At 58.2% G+C, this 18,891-nt stretch carries 15 protein-coding genes and 1 pseudogene; 3 read left to right on the forward strand and 13 right to left on the reverse strand.

What is annotated here, in order from left to right:
- Positions 1–626 precede the first annotated feature (626 nt).
- From M1L53_RS21275 to M1L53_RS21330, 12 genes and pseudogenes are all read right to left on the reverse strand, one after another.
- Entirely contained in the window at positions 627–1,952 is a 1,326-nt protein-coding gene (locus tag M1L53_RS21275) for a UDP-glucose/GDP-mannose dehydrogenase family protein (protein WP_007726621.1), read from the reverse strand.
- A gap of 52 nt (positions 1,953–2,004) precedes the next feature.
- On the reverse strand, positions 2,005–2,973 hold the full coding sequence (locus M1L53_RS21280) for a GDP-L-fucose synthase (RefSeq protein WP_054187555.1): 969 nt from the start codon (positions 2,971–2,973) through the stop codon (positions 2,005–2,007).
- The gene (gene gmd / locus M1L53_RS21285) at positions 2,970–4,001 is read right to left on the reverse strand and encodes a GDP-mannose 4,6-dehydratase (protein WP_003943737.1); all 1,032 of its coding nucleotides are present in this window, start codon (positions 3,999–4,001) and stop codon (positions 2,970–2,972) included. The genes M1L53_RS21280 and gmd overlap by 4 nt, the downstream gene beginning before the upstream one ends.
- A gap of 46 nt (positions 4,002–4,047) precedes the next feature.
- Complete coding sequence (locus M1L53_RS21290) at positions 4,048–5,178, reverse strand: polysaccharide biosynthesis protein (protein WP_232319026.1); 1,131 nt, start codon at positions 5,176–5,178, stop codon at positions 4,048–4,050.
- Positions 5,179–5,396: 218 nt separating this feature from the next.
- Complete coding sequence (locus M1L53_RS21295) at positions 5,397–6,323, reverse strand: glycosyltransferase family 2 protein (protein WP_007726615.1); 927 nt, start codon at positions 6,321–6,323, stop codon at positions 5,397–5,399.
- A complete protein-coding gene (locus tag M1L53_RS21300) occupies positions 6,313–6,645 on the reverse strand; it encodes a hypothetical protein (protein WP_228232624.1) in 333 nt (110 codons plus the stop codon). Before M1L53_RS21300 ends, M1L53_RS21295 begins: the two co-directional genes overlap by 11 nt.
- 168 nt (positions 6,646–6,813) lie before the next feature.
- Positions 6,814–7,104, reverse strand: a pseudogene (locus M1L53_RS21305) (glycosyltransferase); the annotation flags it as partial.
- Positions 7,101–8,096, reverse strand: a complete 996-nt coding sequence (locus M1L53_RS21310; RefSeq protein WP_228232493.1) for a glycosyltransferase — start codon at positions 8,094–8,096, stop codon at positions 7,101–7,103. The gene M1L53_RS21310 and the pseudogene M1L53_RS21305, both read right to left, overlap by 4 nt.
- Positions 8,097–8,146: 50 nt before the next feature.
- A complete protein-coding gene (locus M1L53_RS21315) occupies positions 8,147–9,469 on the reverse strand; it encodes an O-antigen ligase (protein WP_054187556.1) in 1,323 nt (440 codons plus the stop codon).
- 1 nt (position 9,470) lies between these two features.
- Positions 9,471–10,613: a polysaccharide pyruvyl transferase family protein gene (locus M1L53_RS21320; RefSeq protein WP_003943694.1), complete on the reverse strand. Its 1,143-nt coding sequence runs from the start codon at positions 10,611–10,613 to the stop codon at positions 9,471–9,473.
- Positions 10,594–11,691, reverse strand: a complete 1,098-nt coding sequence (locus M1L53_RS21325; RefSeq protein ID WP_054187557.1) for a glycosyltransferase — start codon at positions 11,689–11,691, stop codon at positions 10,594–10,596. The genes M1L53_RS21320 and M1L53_RS21325 overlap by 20 nt, the downstream gene beginning before the upstream one ends.
- 150 nt (positions 11,692–11,841) lie before the next feature.
- Positions 11,842–13,362 (reverse strand): sugar transferase, encoded by a 1,521-nt coding sequence (locus M1L53_RS21330; protein ID WP_007726602.1) that lies wholly within the window; start codon positions 13,360–13,362, stop codon positions 11,842–11,844.
- 872 nt (positions 13,363–14,234) lie between these two features.
- Between M1L53_RS21330 and M1L53_RS21335 the strand changes: the two genes are divergently transcribed.
- From M1L53_RS21335 to M1L53_RS21345, 3 genes are all read left to right on the forward strand, one after another.
- The gene (locus tag M1L53_RS21335; RefSeq protein ID WP_228401969.1) at positions 14,235–15,704 is read left to right on the forward strand and encodes a hypothetical protein; all 1,470 of its coding nucleotides are present in this window, start codon (positions 14,235–14,237) and stop codon (positions 15,702–15,704) included.
- The gene (locus M1L53_RS21340; protein ID WP_081305432.1) at positions 15,698–17,170 is read left to right on the forward strand and encodes a glycosyltransferase; all 1,473 of its coding nucleotides are present in this window, start codon (positions 15,698–15,700) and stop codon (positions 17,168–17,170) included. The genes M1L53_RS21335 and M1L53_RS21340 overlap by 7 nt, the downstream gene beginning before the upstream one ends.
- A gap of 261 nt (positions 17,171–17,431) precedes the next feature.
- Positions 17,432–17,758 (forward strand): helix-turn-helix transcriptional regulator, encoded by a 327-nt coding sequence (locus M1L53_RS21345; RefSeq protein WP_232319027.1) that lies wholly within the window; start codon positions 17,432–17,434, stop codon positions 17,756–17,758.
- On the opposite strand, the gene M1L53_RS21350 is transcribed toward M1L53_RS21345, so the two are convergent.
- Positions 17,752–18,675, reverse strand: a complete 924-nt coding sequence (locus M1L53_RS21350; RefSeq protein WP_007726597.1) for a UTP--glucose-1-phosphate uridylyltransferase — start codon at positions 18,673–18,675, stop codon at positions 17,752–17,754. The genes M1L53_RS21345 and M1L53_RS21350 overlap by 7 nt on opposite strands.
- Positions 18,676–18,891: the final 216 nt, after the last annotated feature.

Raw genomic sequence — 18,891 nt, forward strand, 5'->3', positions numbered from 1 at the left:
TCGGCTCGAACACGTATCACGTCTTCGAGTAGTAATCGACAGCCGCTGTCGAGCCGCTGCACTCAATGCAGGCTGAACGAGGCAGCCAATCTTCTATCGCGTGTCCCTGCGTCACAGCGCGAGGTATTTGCCGAAACAGCCAGGGGGGAGAGTCCTTCACGGCATCTCACACATCTCACTTCCTGGCCGATGCATGATCGGGAAGTGGCGAACACGCGACACTGACAAACCCGCGACACTGACATCGGGCCCACTCACACATCGCGCAGAGCAGACACAACGTGCAGCCAGGCTGAACTCTACTGCGTCATTGGTCTTTTCACCACCGCAACGGAGCCTCGAAACTTCCTAGACATCGTCAGTCGACTGTGCCGACCATGAAAGGGTCACATACCACAGCGGGCCGTAGGACCAACGTCCGTCGACGACCAACTACGCAACTTGCCGCCGGAAGTTGATGCATACCAACCGAACAAGGCAACATGCCCCTCACCCTGTGATGCACGAGCGGCTATCCCAGCATCTCCCCCGGCCACAGCTCGCTCGCTGACGGACTTTGGTCCCGGGCACACGGCCACTTCCCCTCGATGCCTACAACACCCACCCTCCGTGAAGGTTTCACCGGTTTACGGCCTTCCGAGACCTCGGTAGGTCCACCCTGCGTCGCGCCAGGTGGTCGGTTCCAGACAGTTACGTCCGTCGATGATGACCTTCTTGCGGACGACAGGTTCGAGGTCCGACGGCAACAACTTTCGAAACTCGGCCCACTCGGTCAGAACCAAGACGACATCAGCGCCTGCACACGCTTCAAGTGCGCTCGAAGTGTAAGTGAGGGTGGGGAACAACGCCTTCGAGTTTCCCATCGCCTTCGGGTCATAGACATTGACGGCAGCGCCTTGCAGCTGAATCTGCCCGGCAACGTTCAGCGCAGGTGAGTCGCGCACGTCGTCGGAGTCAGGCTTGAAGGCTGCACCGAGAACCGCCACATTGGCTCCGAGTAGAGAACCACACGCTTCTCGAGCCAGTTCGACCATCCGAGTACGACGACGCATGTTGATATTGTCGACTTCGCGTAGGAATGTGAGTGCTTGATCTGCTCCCAGCTCACCAGCACGTGCCATGAAAGCACGGATGTCCTTCGGTAAGCAGCCCCCACCGAAACCGATTCCGGCGTTGAGGAATCGCCTACCAATTCTCTCGTCATGGCCGATGGCATCGGCAAGAACGGTCACATCCGCACCTGAAGCCTCGCACACCTCCGAGATCGCATTGATGAACGAGATCTTCGTTGCCAGAAATGCATTGGCTGATGCTTTGACCAACTCCGAAGTCGCAAGGTCGGTCACAACAAAGGGAATACCTTCGTTCAAGAGTTGCTCGTACACTTCACGCGCAATCGATTCCGCACGTCCGGGTCGATTGCGGTCGACCCCGAGCACAAGCCGGTCCGGGTGAAGCGTGTCTTTCACCGCGTAGCCTTCCCGGAGAAATTCCGGGTTCCACGCCACCTCCACGTCTTGTCCGGCAGGCGCCAGTTCCCGTGCCCGCGCACCCAATCGCTCTGCTGTACCGACTGGCACAGTTGATTTCCCGAAGATTACGGTCGGCCTGGTCAAGAGGGGTGCGAGTGTCTCGATCACCGAATCGACAAAACGCATGTCGGCCGCGAACTCCCCCTTCTTCTGCGGCGTACCGACGCCGAGGAAGTGGATGTCGGCGAACTCTGCGGCCTCCTCGTAGGAAGCCGTGAATCGAAGACGTCCCGCGGCTATGTTGCGGCGCAGTACTTCCTCGAGTCCCGGTTCGTAGAAAGGAACCTCCCCAGCTTCGAGCATAGCGAGCTTGTTCGGATCAACATCCACCCCGAGAACCTCGTGACCCAACTCGGCCATGCAAGCTGCGTGTGTCGCCCCGAGGTAGCCTGTGCCGAATACCGCAATACGAGAAGTCATAACGATGTCTGCCTGTCGAAGTCGAGTTTACGTCGAATAATGCTGTAGTACTTCATGTCCTGATCGAATCGACGTTCTGTCGATACCACTCCACGGTCGATGCGATCCCCGCACGAAGATCAATCTTGGGCTGCCACCCCAAATCTCGAAGCTTCCCGATGTCAAGCAACTTCCGCGGCGTCCCGTCAGGTTTCGAATGATCCCATTCGATCTCGCCGTCGAACCCGATCTCGTCCGCCACGATCGCAGAGATCTCCGCGATGCTCTGGTCCTCGCCTGTACCAACATTGACGTGTTCTGCTCCGTCATAGTGGTCGAGCAAATGAAGGCAGGCATCCGCCATGTCGTCGACGTGGAGAAACTCGCGCCTCGGCGTCCCGCTGCCCCAGTTCACGACTGAAGCAGCTCCATCGCGGCGCGCGTCGTCGAAGCGTCTGATGAGGGCTGGCAGCACATGAGAGCCCTTGGCAGAGAAGTTGTCACCCGGGCCGTAGAGATTGGTCGGCATCGCGGAGATCCACGGACGCCCGAACTGCTTTCGAACAGCCTGTACCTGCAGGATTCCCGCGATCTTGGCGATGGCATATGCATCGTTCGTCGGTTCCAAATGACCGGTCAGCAAATATTCTTCGCGAATCGGTTGAGGAGCGAATTTCGGGTAGATGCAGGATGATCCGAGGAACAGCAGGCGATCTACGTCGAACTCGGCCGCCGCGTCCATCACGTTCACCTGGATGCGAAGGTTGTCGGAGATGAAGTCCACCGGCAGTGTGCTGTTCGCCAGTATCCCGCCCACCTTGGCTGCCGCGAGGACCACGTTCTTCGGCCTCTCGGCGGCGAAGAACTCGAACACGGCACCGCGGTCGCGAAGATCGAGTTCGGCGGACGTGCGACCGACAAGGCGATTGAAACCGTCGGCCTCCAAACGACGCCAGATCGCTGAACCCACGAGTCCACGATGGCCCGCGACGTACACCGCATCGTTCCGATCGAGGGACTTCTGCGCGTACTCCCCCGTCATCGGGCATGCTCCCAATCCACCAGGTTCGGGCGGTCGATCCAGGGCTTGCCCTCACACTTCAGAGCCTCTATGTCCGCATCGACCATGATTCGAGCCAGCTCGGGGGTATGTACAGTCGCCTTCCAGCCGAGCTTCTGCTCCGCCTTACCTGCATCTCCGATCAACGCGTCTACTTCCGTCGGCCGCAGATAGCGCTCGTCGAAGCGCACATGATCTTCCCAGTTCAGACCCGCGTGCTCGAAGGCCACCGTCAGGAAATCCTTGACCGAGTAGTTACCGCCTGTCGCGAGCACGTAATCGTCCGGCTCGTCGGCCTGAAGCATCCTCCACATTCCCTCCACGTACTCCGGCGCGTAGCCCCAGTCGCGGATTGCATCGAGATTACCCATGTACAAATCGTTTTCCAGGCCGGCCTTGATCCGCGCCACCGCTCGCGTGATCTTGCGAGTTACGAATGTTTCGCCTCGCCGCGGAGATTCGTGGTTGAACAGAATTCCGTTCACGGCAAAGATCCCGTACGCCTCGCGGTAGTTCTTGGTGATCCAGTACGAGTACACCTTCGCCGCACCGTACGGCGATCGCGGATAGAAGGGAGTCTGCTCGTCCTGCGGAGGCGGTGTCGCACCGAACATCTCGGAGCTGGACGCCTGGTAGAACCTGCATTCGAGACCAGCCATCCGGACTGCTTCGAGCAGCCTGATCGACCCGATTCCCGTCGTGTCACCGGTATGTTCGGGCTCGTCGAAACTTACCCGTACATGGGACTGCGCTGCGAGGTTGTAGACCTCGTCCGGGCGTATCTGTGCGAGAAGAGTGACCAAACGCGCCCCGTCGCTGAGATCTCCGTAATGAAGGAACAGTTTTGCATCCGGCGTGTGGGGATCCACATACATGTGATCGATTCGAGCTGTATTGAACGTGGACGATCTACGAATAAGTCCGTGGACCTCGTATCCCTTGCCCAGCAACAACTCCGCGAGATAGGAGCCGTCTTGACCGGTGATGCCTGTGATCAGTGCCTTCTTCATTTCTCTCCTTCATGTATGTGCGACTTCACGATTTTCGGGCAGCTATTCACACGGTCACGCCTGCCTCCACCGCCTTCTCCATGCTTGAAATTCGCCGAACCGAAATATAGATACACGGAATAACCTGGAGTACAACCATTCCTGCGGATAGTCCCAAGTAGAGTGCGGCGGCTCCGAGTTCAGGAATCAGGGATATTGCCAATACCATTCCGACGAGGCCGCTCAGCCAGACACAGAGGACTTGCAACCATAGTCCTCGCGGGTCCATGAGGAACATCGCCGCCGGCTGATGCACCGAAACAACAAGGATGTAAACACTTCCGGCCAAAACGGTTGCCAGCGGGACGACAAGACTTCCACCCGAGACAAACCGAATTCCCGGATAGCTGATGACGACCAGAGCAAGCGCAAATACGGCGCCCACAGTGCCGAGAAGTACTATATGCTGGGCGAATTCACGCACCCGAAGTGTCCCGATTCGGTATCGCTCGCGATATCTTGACCACAAGTTCTGGCCCATCACTCCCAAGATAGCCAGCAGGGGTCCAGCGAATTGCGCCACCACCGAATATTGTGCGACGTCTTCGACCGTTCCAAAAGTGGAGATCAGCAACCTATGGCTCTGGAACCCGACAACCATGCCGATCGATATGAGAAAAAACGGAACCGCCGTTTCAGCTATGCGAACTCGCACCGGGCTTGTAAGACGCCAGCCGATCAACGAACCCTCATCGCCGGAAATCGATCGAAGCGCGAGAGCAAGGGTAAGAAATCCGACGGCGAGGTAGCCTGCGCACGGTGCCAGAACAAACAGGTAGGCCGGCGCCTGAGTAGTCCAACAAACCCCTATCACGATCAGTTGAATGATCGGACCGATCAACGCTGCGGTAACGACAACGCGCATCTTTCCGCAACCCTGCAGGATGCGTGACCCCAAACCCAATGGAATACCAACTGCCGCAGATACAATCACTACTGTGGCCAGCGCCGACGCATGATCCATCTCACCGACTGCGCCTAGAACTGGCACCCACAGCCCCATCTGATAGAACAGGAACGCGAGGCTTGCGACAGCGAGGGATACCAGAACGGTGACCAGACTCGCCCGCCGAAAATGGGATTGGAACGACATCCGATCGAGTGCACCACTTCGGTAATCTGCTGTCGCGTTCACCATGGTCGCGCCGATACCGAAGTCCGCGAAGGGAAGTAGATTCAACATGGACGCCATCAGCGCATAGAAGGCGTAGTACTCGACGCCGTAGTCCCGAGACAGAATTGCTATTACGGCGAAGTTCGCGCAAGCGCCGGCCAGCAGACCTACCAGTCGAAAGAACCCGGTCCCGCCCAGGTCGATCGACTTCGCCGACCTCACGTATGAGCTGACCACTGTGTTCACCCTCGTGTCTCCGAGGTTCCAGCGCCAGACACGATTGTGGACTGCTTCAGACCGCTGTCGCCGATCCGAGCGAGTACCTTGTAGCACGCGGCAACTGCTACCTTCACGCAACCCCGCCAGTACAAACCTTGCGCGAACGACGCTCGTCCCATGCGTGCGTTCGCAGCTGCGGCAACCGCCGATGCGCTCATCAGCCGAACTGGGATCCCCAGATGTCGCGCGTAGTGCCCCCTGATCGATTCCTTGCACAACAGCGATTTCTCAGGAGAACCAATGGATTTGCCTGCGTACATCGAATACACGAGGGAAACGGTGTTGTGTTGAACGACTCGGCCGACGACGGATAGACGAATGAACATTTCGTAGTCGTCGGCGTAACGCTCGACGATCTCCGGTACGTCCAGCGCAATCGCTGCTTCGTAATCGGCACGCCGAACCAGCGCCGCTCCCGGTGGAAACGGACCATACCCTTGTGTCAACAGGGTTCGAGTATTGATCTCGGAGTACGACTGATTGTTCAACCGACTACGCCCACGTGGGAGACTCGCCATCACACGTCCAGCGACGACTGCGCAGTCCGCCTGTGCAGAGAGAATACGCAAGGACTCGTGAATGCCGGGTGCGACCAGAAGATCATCCGCGTCCAGGAACACGATGTACGGTGCCGTGACGAGCGTGGCCCCCCGTCGTCTCGCGAGGTATGCACCCGCATTTGGCTGCGTCAGGACACGTATATCGTGGGCGCGACATAACGCGGCGGTACTGTCTGTGGATCCGTCGTCCACCACGATGACTTCCGAAGCGCCCGCATTGTGCGCGCTCTCGATTGACGCCAAAAGTGTGGCTTCCGCGTTGAAAGCTGGTATGACAACTGCGAATTCCGCACTTGATTGCGTTGTGGGTTCCAAATAGTCATCGGACACGAGGAGTCACCCCTGCTAGAACTCGTCTTTGAACACGGTCGGTTTTTGCGAGAAGCGCAACCCCCAAGGACACCGCATAATCGAGCCACTGCGCCCTGAAGACTGTAATTCCGGTCAGGGCGCGTGATCGCCGCATGTCCCGGTAATGATCCATCATGCCCCGCACCGAACCAGCGCCGGCCGAATCAAAGTCACAGAAGAACTCGGTCCACACGCGCGGTTGCGATCGGACCGCCATCTTCAACAGATACAGTTGGTCGGCACTGAGTCCGAATTCGGTATCGTAACCGCCGATCTCAACATGCAGCGACTTCTCGATCACACATGCTTGATGGGGAATGATGTTTCCACCTAGCGCGAATCGGGACAGACTGAACGGGATACGGCCACCGATTCCGATGGAACTTCCGGAGTCGTGGATGTTGCTCAGCCCGTAACCCCACCGCCAAGAGACGCCCCCTCCTTGATGATCTCGAGAGACTCTCTCCAGAACGTCACATGAATGGAACACGTCGGACGAGTGCATGAACCACAGCAACTCGCCACTCGCCAGTTCCGCACCGATGTTCATTGCGTCATAGCGACCGCTGTCGAGGCCTGTGTTCCACACTAACGAATCACCCAACGAATCAAGGTATTCGACAGTTCCATCCGTCGAACCACCATCGATCACGATGTGTTCGACTCCCTGTGCACTCTGAGCCCGGACGCTCTCGATCGTGCGGACCAGCCCCGAAAGATCATTCCTGGTGATGGTAATGACGGTGACCGATGAAGTCATCGAGAAGCCCCTATCGCGAATGCATAGGCGTCGATGAGTGCTGTACGCGAACTCATGACGTCCACTGTTCGGTTGAAATATTGTGTCTTGGCTTGAACAGTCGTTCGGTAGTCCAGGCAGTCGAAGTAATGTGTGACGGCCATTGACAGAGACTCCGCAGTATTGCCAGCGACTGGATAGCCAAGCGAGACCATACTTTTGATGTCACGACTGATCACCGAGACACCGACCGCGGCGGCTTCCGCAGCGGAAATCGGAGCGCCCTCCCAGGCCGCGGTATGGAGATACAGCGAACTGGCGCGCACTTCATCCAGCACCTGTTCAGCTGGAATCCAGCCCGTCACCCGAACCCCGGATTCCACGAGACTTTCTTTCAACCCGGCTTCGCCGTCTCCTACCCACACGAACTCGAACCTGCTCGACAACCTTGCTGCAATATCGGCGAACAGTTGGGGATCCTTTTGGGGAAATATCCTTCCCACCATCACTACTCGGCTTCTTTCAGCCGATGCTTCCGCTGTCCGAGGGCTGCTTGCGCGCAAATATGCGCCGTGATCGGTCGGGGATACATTGCCGACCACGATGGAGGTGGAGGAGTTCGACAACTCCGTAGTCAACTCGGCTTCTCGTCCACTCACGGCAACAACGCACTGACGCCGAATCGAGAGTAGCCCACGCTCAACGGACTTGTAGAGTACCCGCGCCAGGGGACTGACGTCGGTGCGCTCGAATGCGTAACAGTGTGGGGTGTATACGATTCCAGCTCGGTGCCCCGGGATGATCCGGGCGAGACCGGCAAGACTGGAATGCAGGTGGAGAACATCGAAATCTCCCCGGCGCACCATACGAATCGCGGACAGCAAAAGTGCGGCCAAACTTCCAGGTACCAATGTCACGCTGAGTTCGGAGGGGAAATTGTATGTGCTCTGCCCGGCCCGTTCGCGAGCAATCACGCAGTGATGCATTTCTGGCGTCAACGCCTGATAGTTCAAGATCGCGGTGCTTACACCTCCTCCGAGCGCTTCCGTGACATGCAGAACTTTCATCGCGCACCATCCCTCGTCAGGCCGGCATCAACATGTGAGCTTCGAATATCTTCCATCGCAAGGTCTTCCGTCTCCGAAGTATCAACTGATCTTTTCCGCATACCCGAGGAGCACAAGAGAAGAATGAGAGGGCACAGGAAGGGAAGCAGACCGGTTCGATACGGTTGGATGGGCGCCTCCAGAAATCCCACAGCGACCGTAGTTACGATCAGCGCCCATGCCAAGTATCGATTTTCCACGTCAGTGGTCAGCAACGCCCAGGCCGCAGCGACGACAAGCACGGCAATTCCGAGAAACCCGACGGCAACGCCGAGTTCTAACCAAATGTTGTGCGCGGCATAGTTGGAGGAGAAGCGATACGCGTTATGCTCCGTCCAATAGTTCGCGCCGTGACCAACATTCGGACTCTCCGAAATCAGCTCCTTCGCCCTCATCCACAAAGCACCGCGATAGGTGTAATCGCGGAGCCCGTAAACTCGGAACACTGGCACAAAAGAAATCACCAACGCAACCATCGCAGCTGCCAGAGCCACAACCCGCGACATGCGGTTTCCGATACCGAGGACTACGAGGTAGCCGAGAACCAGACCGATCATCGCTGTTCGACTGCCAGAAATTTCGATCACGATGAGGCTCGCCAGTCCAACCGCCGCAACTGTGATCCAGTGTTGCCGATACACGGCAACGACGCTCAGCAGTGCGACACACAGCCCCAGGAAGTTGCCATTGCCTGTGATCGATGACGTGAGCACTTGGCCCGCCACAGTGCACTTGTCCAACCGACAGGTCTCGACCACAGCCTCAGGCCAGACGACGAAAACCACAGCCATGCTCAGACAAAGCGCAAGCAGACCCTGGTAACAAAGACGGGGCCAGTTCAGTACGTCAACCGAGAGCGCGCGGCACCACAGGAGCGTAGGCACAATCATGAATATCGCTCCGACGACACCGATGTCCACGACCCCGAAGATGAGGATCGGCATGATCGCCACCGCCATGACCAGTATCGCGGGGATATAGGGGAATGAATCTCGGGACCCGAGAGAGGCGATGAAAATCGCGATTCCGATGACAATCGAAGGCACGTAGGAGATCACGAAGACCGCGGAGCCAGAAACTGGAAGGTATAGGGCAAGGACGCTACCTAACACCGCCTTGAAAAGGACCGGCCATATCACCGATACCCAAAACCAGATCCCGATCAGCCCGCTTCTGGTACCTGTTGAGGTTTGACGGCGGGTTGGCAACACCGTCACCCCACGTACACGTGCGATCAGCAAGAGAAAAACACTGGCAAACAACAGGAACGAGAGGTTCATGTCATTGGCCAGCCGTCGGCAGGTGGCATGGCACAGCCAGGGAGCCGAGTAGGCGTTCCCTCTGGGACGCGACGGCCTCGATGCGTGAATCGATCAGGCGCCAGTAAGTGGCTGGATCGTCTCGTATCGATTCCACCGCGTCGAGAACGCGAGTTGCCGAAGTCCGTCGGGCATCGAGAACGTACTGTTCCAACCCCAGATCATGAAATGCTCCCCATGATTTTCGTTCGTAGCCCAGGTGCACACTCGGCTTTCCGGCGAGCAATGCAGACAACGATCCATGCAGGCGTGTACTGACAACGACGCGATTCTCCGCGCTCTCCAGATAGTGCTGCAATGGCTTTGGGGTTCCCGAGGAGTATTTGACGGTGAGTGGAGTGTCATTGTTTCCGCCACCGGTGGACTGAATCGCCCATACAACATGATCTGACCGAGCCAAGTCGGACAGAGTGTTCTCGTAGGATCCAGGGCGGGACAGCTCACGTGCCACGACTACCGGGCCATGCGTGATCTCGATAGTACGAGGTGTACGGACCTCCGCCATCTTGAGAACCGCCAGATCCGAGATTCGTTCGACATTGGTCAGGTCGGCGAACAATTCCCGTGATCGATCGTCACGAACGAGCACCTGATCCATCGCCTTCAGTGAACTCGCGATACGCCGACGGAGAATGTTCGGGAACGGACCGATACTCTGCGGCAGATAGATCTTGCGCGCACGACTTCGTGCGGCAAGATCGAGTTGACCGAAATGCGCCCCCGCAGTTTTCAGGGCCTCGGAAACGGACGAACCCCGAAGGTATCCGCCCCCGACAGCGACTATCAAATCCGCTTGCTCGAACAGTATCCTGACAGGTGCCGGCCCGCCGGTGACGGTACTGGCCAGCATGGAAACACGTACGGATGCCTTCTTTTTCGGGTTCGGAATCCATGCCGACGTCCACTGATGAAACTTGACATGATTCGCGATCGGATGGTGGCGGAACGATTCGGCATCAGTGGCAATCACGTCGACGACAGAATCCGGCCACACCGATCTCAGCAATTCGAGTGTTTCCTCCACCAGCAACCGGTCGCCGGAGTTTTGAGCACTGTATGCGTGAATGACCAGGATGCGCGGGTGGTCACGATTGTATTCGGGCAACGATCTCACTCCTGGTCGTCATGGTTCGGGACGCCTGCAAACCCATTGAATAGGCGAAATCTCGGTACTCGTCACTCGATACGACGCCGAGGGCGGACCGAAGGCTGGCCGCGCCGGTAAATGTGAGCACCGGCCCGGAGGTTCGCAGATCCTCGAATGCAGGTAGATGGGCAGCAACAACCGGCCGGCCGCGCGCCCACGCCTCCCATACGAACACAGGGTTGAGTTCGTTTCGGCTGGGCATAAATGCCGCGTCTGACCAATCCAGATAGGGCACAACGTCATCGACGCGTCCTACTAGTTCCACCGTATGCGAAGAAGGCTTCGTATTGCCGAACCGCCGTTTCAGGTCTTCTTCTTCCGGTCCTGATCCCAAGATCTTTATTTCACACGGAATCTCGATATCTGACAGCAGTTCGGGAATACGATCGAAGCCCTTCTGCTTGGATAGACGGCCACAGGCCAGGAGCCGTAGAGGTGCCCCCGAAGATTCACGACGAATGGTTTCTCTCGAGTCAACTCGGATCAAGTTCGGCTCGTAAACAAGCCGAGCGTGCGGTCCGTAACGTCGTTGACGAATCTGACTCACGGCTGATTCCGAAGGTGCGGTGATCAGCTTTGCGTGCCGAAGTGCTTTACGAACGAGCATGTTCTCGACCAGGGAGAAAACGCCAGTTTCATCCGCACTCGGCAACTGATGGAAGGTCGCAATCAGCTCACTCGGAAGACGTTTGAGCAAACTCGAAACGCCTAGTGCGACATGGCTACCCCTCATCAGTGAATAGACCACATCCGAATGCTGTAGATGTGTTGCTATGGCACGACTGGCTCCGACCAGTCCGCCAGGACTCCTTGGATAGTCGAGCATGACGAACTCGTCTGCGAGGTCCGCAACCTCGTTGAAGTCGCGGCAGCCTGCAAACAAAGTGACCACGGTCGTATGTGTGTCGGTAAGCCCGCGCAATAACCCGCACAATGATTTCTGTGCACCCCCACCTTCCAACCAGGGCGCCACAACAAGCAACGACTTCAACTTTGGCGGTTCCGACACAAACTTCTCCTGGTCAATTTGCTCCATCACTTCCCAACATCGCCTTGAGCGCCTTCGCGACGATCGTGTTCTCGCTCGCCATCGACCAGTTGTCGACGTACGAAAGATCAAGGGGAGCTATGCCTTTCCACCGAGAACGTCACGAACTGAAGTCGGTCCCGAATCCGCATTCACGTCTCAGTACGCACCGTCACTGGCCAACACCGCTTTCAACGTTTTGCCGACGATCAATACATCACCCATCAGCGACCAGTTGTCGACGTACGAAAGGTCCAGTCGTACAGTCTCTTCCCAAGAAAGGTCCGATCGTCCACTGACCTGCCACAATCCTGTGATCCCCGGCTTGACAAGAAGTCGGCGACTGACAGTTCCGTCGTAGGCCTCGACCTCGCGGCGAAGCGGAGGCCTGGGGCCGACCACGCTCATCTCGCGCCGAAGAACATTGACGAACTGTGGCAGCTCGTCAATCGAGTAACGGCGCAAGAAGCGCCCGACCGGTGTAACGCGCGGGTCGTCGCGCATCTTGAAGAGCACACCGGCGCCGTCGTTCTGGGCCATCAACGACTCCACCTGTGAGTCTGCGTTCTGGACCATCGAACGGAACTTGAGCATCGGGAATGGTTTGCCGTCCAGTCCCATTCGCTCCGCTCGATACAACACCGGGCCCGGGCTCGAGAGCTTGACCGCCAGAGCCGCGGCCAGGAGAACAGGTGCAATTGCTGCCAGTAACAATGACGCGAAAATTACGTCGAACGAAGATTTCGCAAAGCGTTGCGCACCATGATATTTCGGGCGCTCGACGCGTATCAAAGGCTGACCGGCCACCGGCCGCATCGACAGGCGCGGCCCCGACACGTCGACGATACTTGGCGCAACGACCAGATCTACGTCCCGCGATTCCAGATCCCAGGCAAGCGCACGGATTCCATCCGAGCCGAGATGTTCGGTTGCCGTCACGGCAACGGTGTCTGCGCCGACCAGTTCCAGCGCTTCGACCACCGATGTCTCACCACCGAGGAGCGGTATGTCACGCCCGTCGACTGCGATGGACTCGTCCGCGCGCCGAAGGAACCCCGGCACACACACTCCGACCACGCGGAAACCGTCTGCGCTACCCCGCTCGAAGTTTCGTGCAAGTTCAGCGCCGGCATCCTTGCTGCCCACCACCAGTACCGATGTGAGGCACTCACCGCGAGTACGCCTTCGCACGATCACCCCACGCCAGAGCCAACGGCTCACCAGTAGCGCGAGAAGGCCGACAGGGAACGCGAATGCGAGGTAGAGCCGGGCGATATCGAGACGAAGCAGAAGGCTTACTATCGCAATGACGCCGAACAATCTCATCGCGGACACCAGGATTCGCCGATACTCCTCAGGACCGCTTCCGATCACACTCGCAGATCTGGTCCTGAATATCTGCAACGTCGCCAGCCACGCGATCACCACGCCGATCGACAAACCGGTGTAGCTGAACTGCCCGAGCTCACGAGCGTCGACGGCGGTCGGCGCGGCGCCGAATCGAAGCCACTGCGCAGCCGAAACCGCCGCTACGACAATCAGCGAATCCGTCACTGCCAGAGCACGTATGTATCGATGCTGCCACGCAGCACGCGAGGAAAACTCCGCACGGGAGTCCGGCACGATGCGCGGACGCCGATACCCGAGCGACGGCGCCATGGACATGTCCAATGCCGACATCTGACCAACCTTCCCGTTTGCGAGCCGCCAGGCCCCGACCGTTCTTCGGAATTTCCCGTTTGCACCCGAATGCTTCAGGCACAGCTAGAGATGGAGAAGAGCAAATGTTCCGCTTAGGTATCGGCAACATTGCAACTCGATAATCCGGAGGCATTGCACGTGCCGCGTGAGTACTATGAGAACATCTCCAAGGCCGGAGTTCAATTCGAATAATGTTGCAGGTCAAGACTCTAACCGGCAATTTTTCTTCCCAGCACACACCCAAAGAATGTTGGACGATCGTTCACGTTCAATCGCCGCAATGTCACGGTGCCATTTACGCTGTAGTTACCAGTTAGTAGCTATAGTTCAGCTATTGAGTAAATCCGCGGAAACGTCGAGGGCTTAGGTCCCGACGACTGCAATAGCTCACAAAGCGGACATTGCCTCTCACTGCTGACCACAGTTCTTTCGCATGGGTAACTGGACCCGAATCCACGCAACCGAGAACCGTCCCTGCACGCCGGGGACCTATGTCCCCGTAGGTCGAATCCGCCGGACCTGATTGAACTTTCTGCAATTCGCAAGTGAATTGCCCTTCGATATGGAGTAATTCGGCAGACCCGAAATCCCGCCATGCCATCCGGCCAACCCAGACCCGCACTGGGTACCGAAAAAAAGATTTCAAAATTCCCACTATGTGAGATGTGAGCATGTGAGACGTTCCGGCCGGACTGCTCGGGGACTGGCGCTTCGACGTGGCGAGGGCGATATGTCTCGATCAAGTAATGTCTGCATATGGCGCCGGACCGATGGCGATGGTCGGCAGTCCCCAGCGGTGCGCAGCCTCGAATCGCACGCAGATGTCGGGTAGTAAGCGAATGGAACTGGAAATGTTGAAGATTCGTGAGATCCGCTCCGAGTCCGGGATCATTCCTCGACTCGCAGTGCGGTGGTTGATGATCGCGCTCGCCACGATCTTTGCATTTTGGCCCACCTGGACCAAGCTTTGGCAGAGCACGGCCAGCGGAACTGCCATCGGCTACGTCTTCGCTCTACCGCTCTTGTGCCTGGTTGCAGCCGTCGGAACAGACTTGAGGCGCGGCCCGGAGCTTCCGATTCACGATCGTGAGACCGACAAGATAGTCGGCTGCATCGGTCTCTTCGTCGCGTTGGGACTTCAAGCGCTCCTGCTACCGCGTTTCGCCGAGACCTACGAACTGATGCATATCGACGTCATCGCAGCCTGGGTATTCGTCTGGAGCGCAGCGGTTCTGATGTTCGGCCTCCGTCCGGTCAATCGGTACTGGGCAATCTGGGTGGTCCCGATCATCTTGGCGCCGCTGCATTACCGCGCCATCGCGACCGAAATGGGCGGAACTCGTTTCGACTACAGCGTCCTCATGGTGCTTGTCGCGTCTGCCGCGACCACGATCGCCGTCAGTAGAACGTGGAGGCGAGGGGCGATCGCCTTCGTCGCCGCGACGGTGCTCGGTGTGGTGATTCTCTACTTCACGATTCAGACGTATCCCGCTGCTCCGCTTTTCGCCGTGCAGTTGTTTCCGGCACTCGGAACCGCAATCGTCGTCGGCGGTGCCTTCTATCTGTACGAACGCCGGGGTAAGTCGCTCAAACCGTTCGACCGACCACTCCGAAAGCCTTCGACAGCCACAAGCAACTGGACCATCCTCGCGGTGTTTGCCGCCGCAGTGCTGATGTTCTTCACGCCGCTGCCATCGACAAGTTTGACCGTCAACGTCGGTCCGCCCCCGGCTACTGCGGATCCTCGACTTGTCGTTCCGCTGGGCTGGCATCAGATTGGAGCATCCGAATACGACTGGCCCCGTCGCTACTTCGGCAGCACCGCCGAACTGAGTCGTCAGACCATTCGGGCCGACACTCCGAATCCCGCTTGGGACTCACAGATGCGGCCTCGCACGGTACAGATTGACGTCGTCCAGGTCCGTCGACCCTCCACGCTCGCCGTGTATCCCAGCAAGACCACCTACGACCTGGAGAACGCGAGAGTCAGCCCGACGGTCACGCTGGAGCTGCCGCACGGGATCGTCGCCGAGATGTACACGATCGTCGACGACGCTCTCCTTCTCACATGGAGCAATCTCAATTTCGTCTGGACGCGGGGCGACGGAGCAGCGCAACGAGTCAGCCTGATCAGCGTCGACAATCACGAACCCGACGCCTACTTCCCTGAACCGAAGCCGTCGATGGCGTCCAACGGTAGCAATACCCTCGCCGTTCTACTGCGTGGTGAAACCTCGACCGAAGACACCGAATCCGAGTACAAGGACCTGGACATGCTCGAAGCACTCGCTCGACTACTCGTGGAGGCTCAGACGTGGTGAACGCAAACCGAAGCCAGTCCAACAGTGTCGTGGTCAGCGGTGACCCGGATACAGCGGAGTACCGCGAGGCCGCCCTGCACGATGCAGTGAACGGTCTACGCGAGCGCCATCCGATCTCATCCGCCTCCGTGGCCTTCTATCCGTGGCAGCGAAATACGTTGTTGGCAGGCTTTGCGCTGGTCGTCGTCAGCCTCGTGTTCTTCCTCGTCCCGACTCTCATCGCGCTGACATTGATCTGCACCATTGGATACATCTGGGCGATGGTCGACCGTCTGATCTTGTTCACGAGGGGTCTCGATGCGTCCTCGATCATGACGATCAGTGACGAAGAGGCACTTGCTCTTTCATACGACGACCTTCCCACCTATACCATTCTGGTCCCCGCATACAACGAGCCTGAAGTCGTCGGCGACCTCATCGCAGCCATGCGAGCGATCGAGTATCCGGCAGACAAGATGCAAGTCCTTCTCCTACTGGAGGAAGACGACGCCGTCACTATCGAAGCTGCACTTGCCGCCGGTGTGGACGAGGTCGTCAGCATTCTGAAGGTGCCCGCGGCCGATCCACGAACCAAACCGAAAGCATGCAACTACGGTCTGCATTTCTCGACGGGCGAGATCGTCACGATCTACGACGCCGAGGATTCCCCCGACCCACTCCAATTACGTCGAGTAGTCGCAACTTTCGCGAAACTTCCCGAGAACACTGCTTGTGTTCAGGCCAAACTTGCATTCCACAACGGAACTCAGAACCTGTTGACCGCGTGGTTCACCGCCGATTACGCGCTGTGGTTCAGCTTCATCCTTCCTGGATTGATGCGGAGCAATTCACCGATTCCTCTCGGCGGCACCTCGAATCACCTACGCCGTAGCGTCCTCGACGAGATCGGGGCGTGGGATCCTTTCAATGTCACGGAGGATGCGGACCTCGGCGTGCGGATTGCAGAGAGCGGATATCGCACCGCGGTCTTGAATTCCACCACGCTCGAAGAAGCCAACAGTGACACGATCAACTGGATCAGACAGCGCTCGCGTTGGTACAAGGGCTATTTGCAGACGTGGCTCGTCCACATGCGCCAACCCGTCAAATTATGGCGAGGATTGGGTCCGATCGGCTTTCTCCGATTCACGATTCTCATGGCCGGCACACCTTTGGTCGCCACTTTGAACATGGTGTTCTGGCTCATCAGTCTGGACTGGATTCTCGGACAACCTGAAGTGATCCACCAGGTCTTCCCCAACTATGTCTATTTCCCCGCGTTGATCTCTCTGGCATTCGGTAATGCCGCTGTTCTCTACATGAACCTCGTGGCGTGCCGAGAAACGCGAAACGCGATGCTCCTCCTCGCCTGTCTGACTGCTCCGTTGTATTGGGTGCTGATGAGCATCGCGGCGATCAAGGGGACCTACCAATTGATTCGCAACCCGTCCTACTGGGAAAAAACCTTCCACGGTCTGAACACGTGACAACGCAACCCTCACGTTCTACACAGGTGTGAGTTATGTCTACTGATCCGCCTCACCCACAATTTCACCCGATTTCGGGTTTCACCGGAAAACGCACAGCTAGATGGTTGCGGTAAACACACAATCCAGTCACAAAACTTAACTACCGGTACGCGAGAACTGCGGTGATTGGTTGCCGAATGATCACAGATCAGCCGTCGAGCGCCTTACGTGTCGAGACGGCGCTGGCTTACCGCGCAGCACTCAGGCACTATGACCGGTATGAGCGGTTTTTCGGAATGGGTGAAGCATCAACTGGAACTTCGCCAAGAAACTGACGTAGCCGATGCTGCGCGTGCGCTGGGAATACGCCCCTCCGAACTCGGTCGGTGGCTGTCCGCGAAACGCCCCCCCACGCAGGACACGATCAGAACTGCTTGCCGCGTCTTCGACGTCCACGTCCAGGAAATTCTTGTCGCGGCGGGCTACATGACACCTGACGAGTCGGGTCTGGACGACAAGCCGATTTCGCTGTCGTCGCTCAGCACGCAAGATCTCCTCGATGAGCTGGCGAGACGCTCCGCGTCGCATAGCCTTGCACGTCAGTAGGTCAGCTGCGGATCCGGCTGATCCAATCGTTCCTTGAGCCAGACTCGCAACTCCGGTCCGTACTCGGTGCGACTGAGCGCATGGTCGAGAGATGCTCGCAGAAAGCCTCCCGGGTTACCAAGATCGTGGCGGGTTCCGTGATGGACGACGACGTGAACCGGATGCCCCTCCGCGATCAACAGCGCTATCGCATCCGTCAGTTGTAGTTCGCCACCCTGCCCGGGTGAGATTCGTCTGAGCGCGTCGAACACGGCGCGATCGAGAAGGTATCGTCCGGCCGCGGCGAGAGTGGACGGAGCATCCTCAGGAGCCGGCTTCTCAACCATGCCGATGACGGCAAGCACATCGGGATCGCTGCCCTCCACAGGTGTTTGGACGTCGAATACTCCGTAGGCCCCAACACGATCGGGCGCGACGTCGAACGCGCACAGCACAGAACCACCACGCTCGGCACGTACCTTCGCCATCGCGTCGAGAATGCCGCAGGGGTGGACCAGATCGTCGGGAAGCAGCACCGCGAACGAGTCCTCGTCCGCGTCCAGCACCGATTCGACCAGACCGACAGCGTGTCCCAATCCCAGCGGAGACTCTTGCACAACCGGCTCCACCGAGATCAGGCCCGGAGCCCGACGCACACGTTCGAGTAGATGGTGCTTCCCGCTGGCGGCGAGCTTGCCCTCGAGCACCAGGTCCTCGACGAAATGCCCGACGACCGATGCCTTGCCCGGCGCAGTGACGATCACCAGACGTTCCGCGCCTGCTTGCGCCGCTTCGCTGGCGACCAGCTCGATCCCGGGTGTATCGACCACGGGGAGCAACTCTTTCGGAACCGTCTTGGTGGCCGGGAGGAAACGAGTCCCCATTCCGGCAGCCGGAACCACAGCAGTCTTGAAAGGCCGTTCAGCGCACCCAGTCATCGTTCACCTCTCCGCTCACGCGATGTTTCACACACTTACCGTTACGCGCATGCAGCGGTCGTCCCCTCATTTCGACGACCGAAGCTCACACCGCATGTACAGCCTGCGCACAAGGTCTACCGGGCGGCCGATGCCGCCGCAAGTTGACTCGAACTCGGAATTCGTTGCGCGCGAGAGCTACACACCACCCCTCGATGTCACTTCCACGAGGGGCGC

The sequence above is a fragment of the Rhodococcus sp. T9N genome, assembly GCF_024436645.1.
GTDB classification, from domain to species: domain Bacteria; phylum Actinomycetota; class Actinomycetes; order Mycobacteriales; family Mycobacteriaceae; genus Rhodococcus_F; species Rhodococcus_F qingshengii.

Excerpts from the sequence above, each read along its gene's own strand:
- M1L53_RS21280 (WP_054187555.1), bottom strand. The coding sequence starts at position 2,973 with ATGACGGGGGAGTACGCGCAGAAGTCCCTCGATCGGAACGATGCGGTG.
- gmd (WP_003943737.1), bottom strand. The coding sequence starts at position 4,001 with ATGAAGAAGGCACTGATCACAGGCATCACCGGTCAAGACGGCTCCTAT.
- M1L53_RS21330 (WP_007726602.1), bottom strand. The coding sequence starts at position 13,362 with ATGTCGGCATTGGACATGTCCATGGCGCCGTCGCTCGGGTATCGGCGT.
- M1L53_RS21315 (WP_054187556.1), bottom strand. The coding sequence starts at position 9,469 with ATGAACCTCTCGTTCCTGTTGTTTGCCAGTGTTTTTCTCTTGCTGATC.
- M1L53_RS21325 (WP_054187557.1), bottom strand. The coding sequence starts at position 11,691 with ATGGAGCAAATTGACCAGGAGAAGTTTGTGTCGGAACCGCCAAAGTTG.
- M1L53_RS21350 (WP_007726597.1), bottom strand. The coding sequence starts at position 18,675 with ATGACTGGGTGCGCTGAACGGCCTTTCAAGACTGCTGTGGTTCCGGCT.
- M1L53_RS21335 (WP_228401969.1), top strand. The coding sequence starts at position 14,235 with ATGTTGAAGATTCGTGAGATCCGCTCCGAGTCCGGGATCATTCCTCGA.
- M1L53_RS21290 (WP_232319026.1), bottom strand. The coding sequence starts at position 5,178 with ATGGTGAACGCGACAGCAGATTACCGAAGTGGTGCACTCGATCGGATG.
- M1L53_RS21275 (WP_007726621.1), bottom strand. The coding sequence starts at position 1,952 with ATGACTTCTCGTATTGCGGTATTCGGCACAGGCTACCTCGGGGCGACA.
- M1L53_RS21345 (WP_232319027.1), top strand. The coding sequence starts at position 17,432 with ATGAGCGGTTTTTCGGAATGGGTGAAGCATCAACTGGAACTTCGCCAA.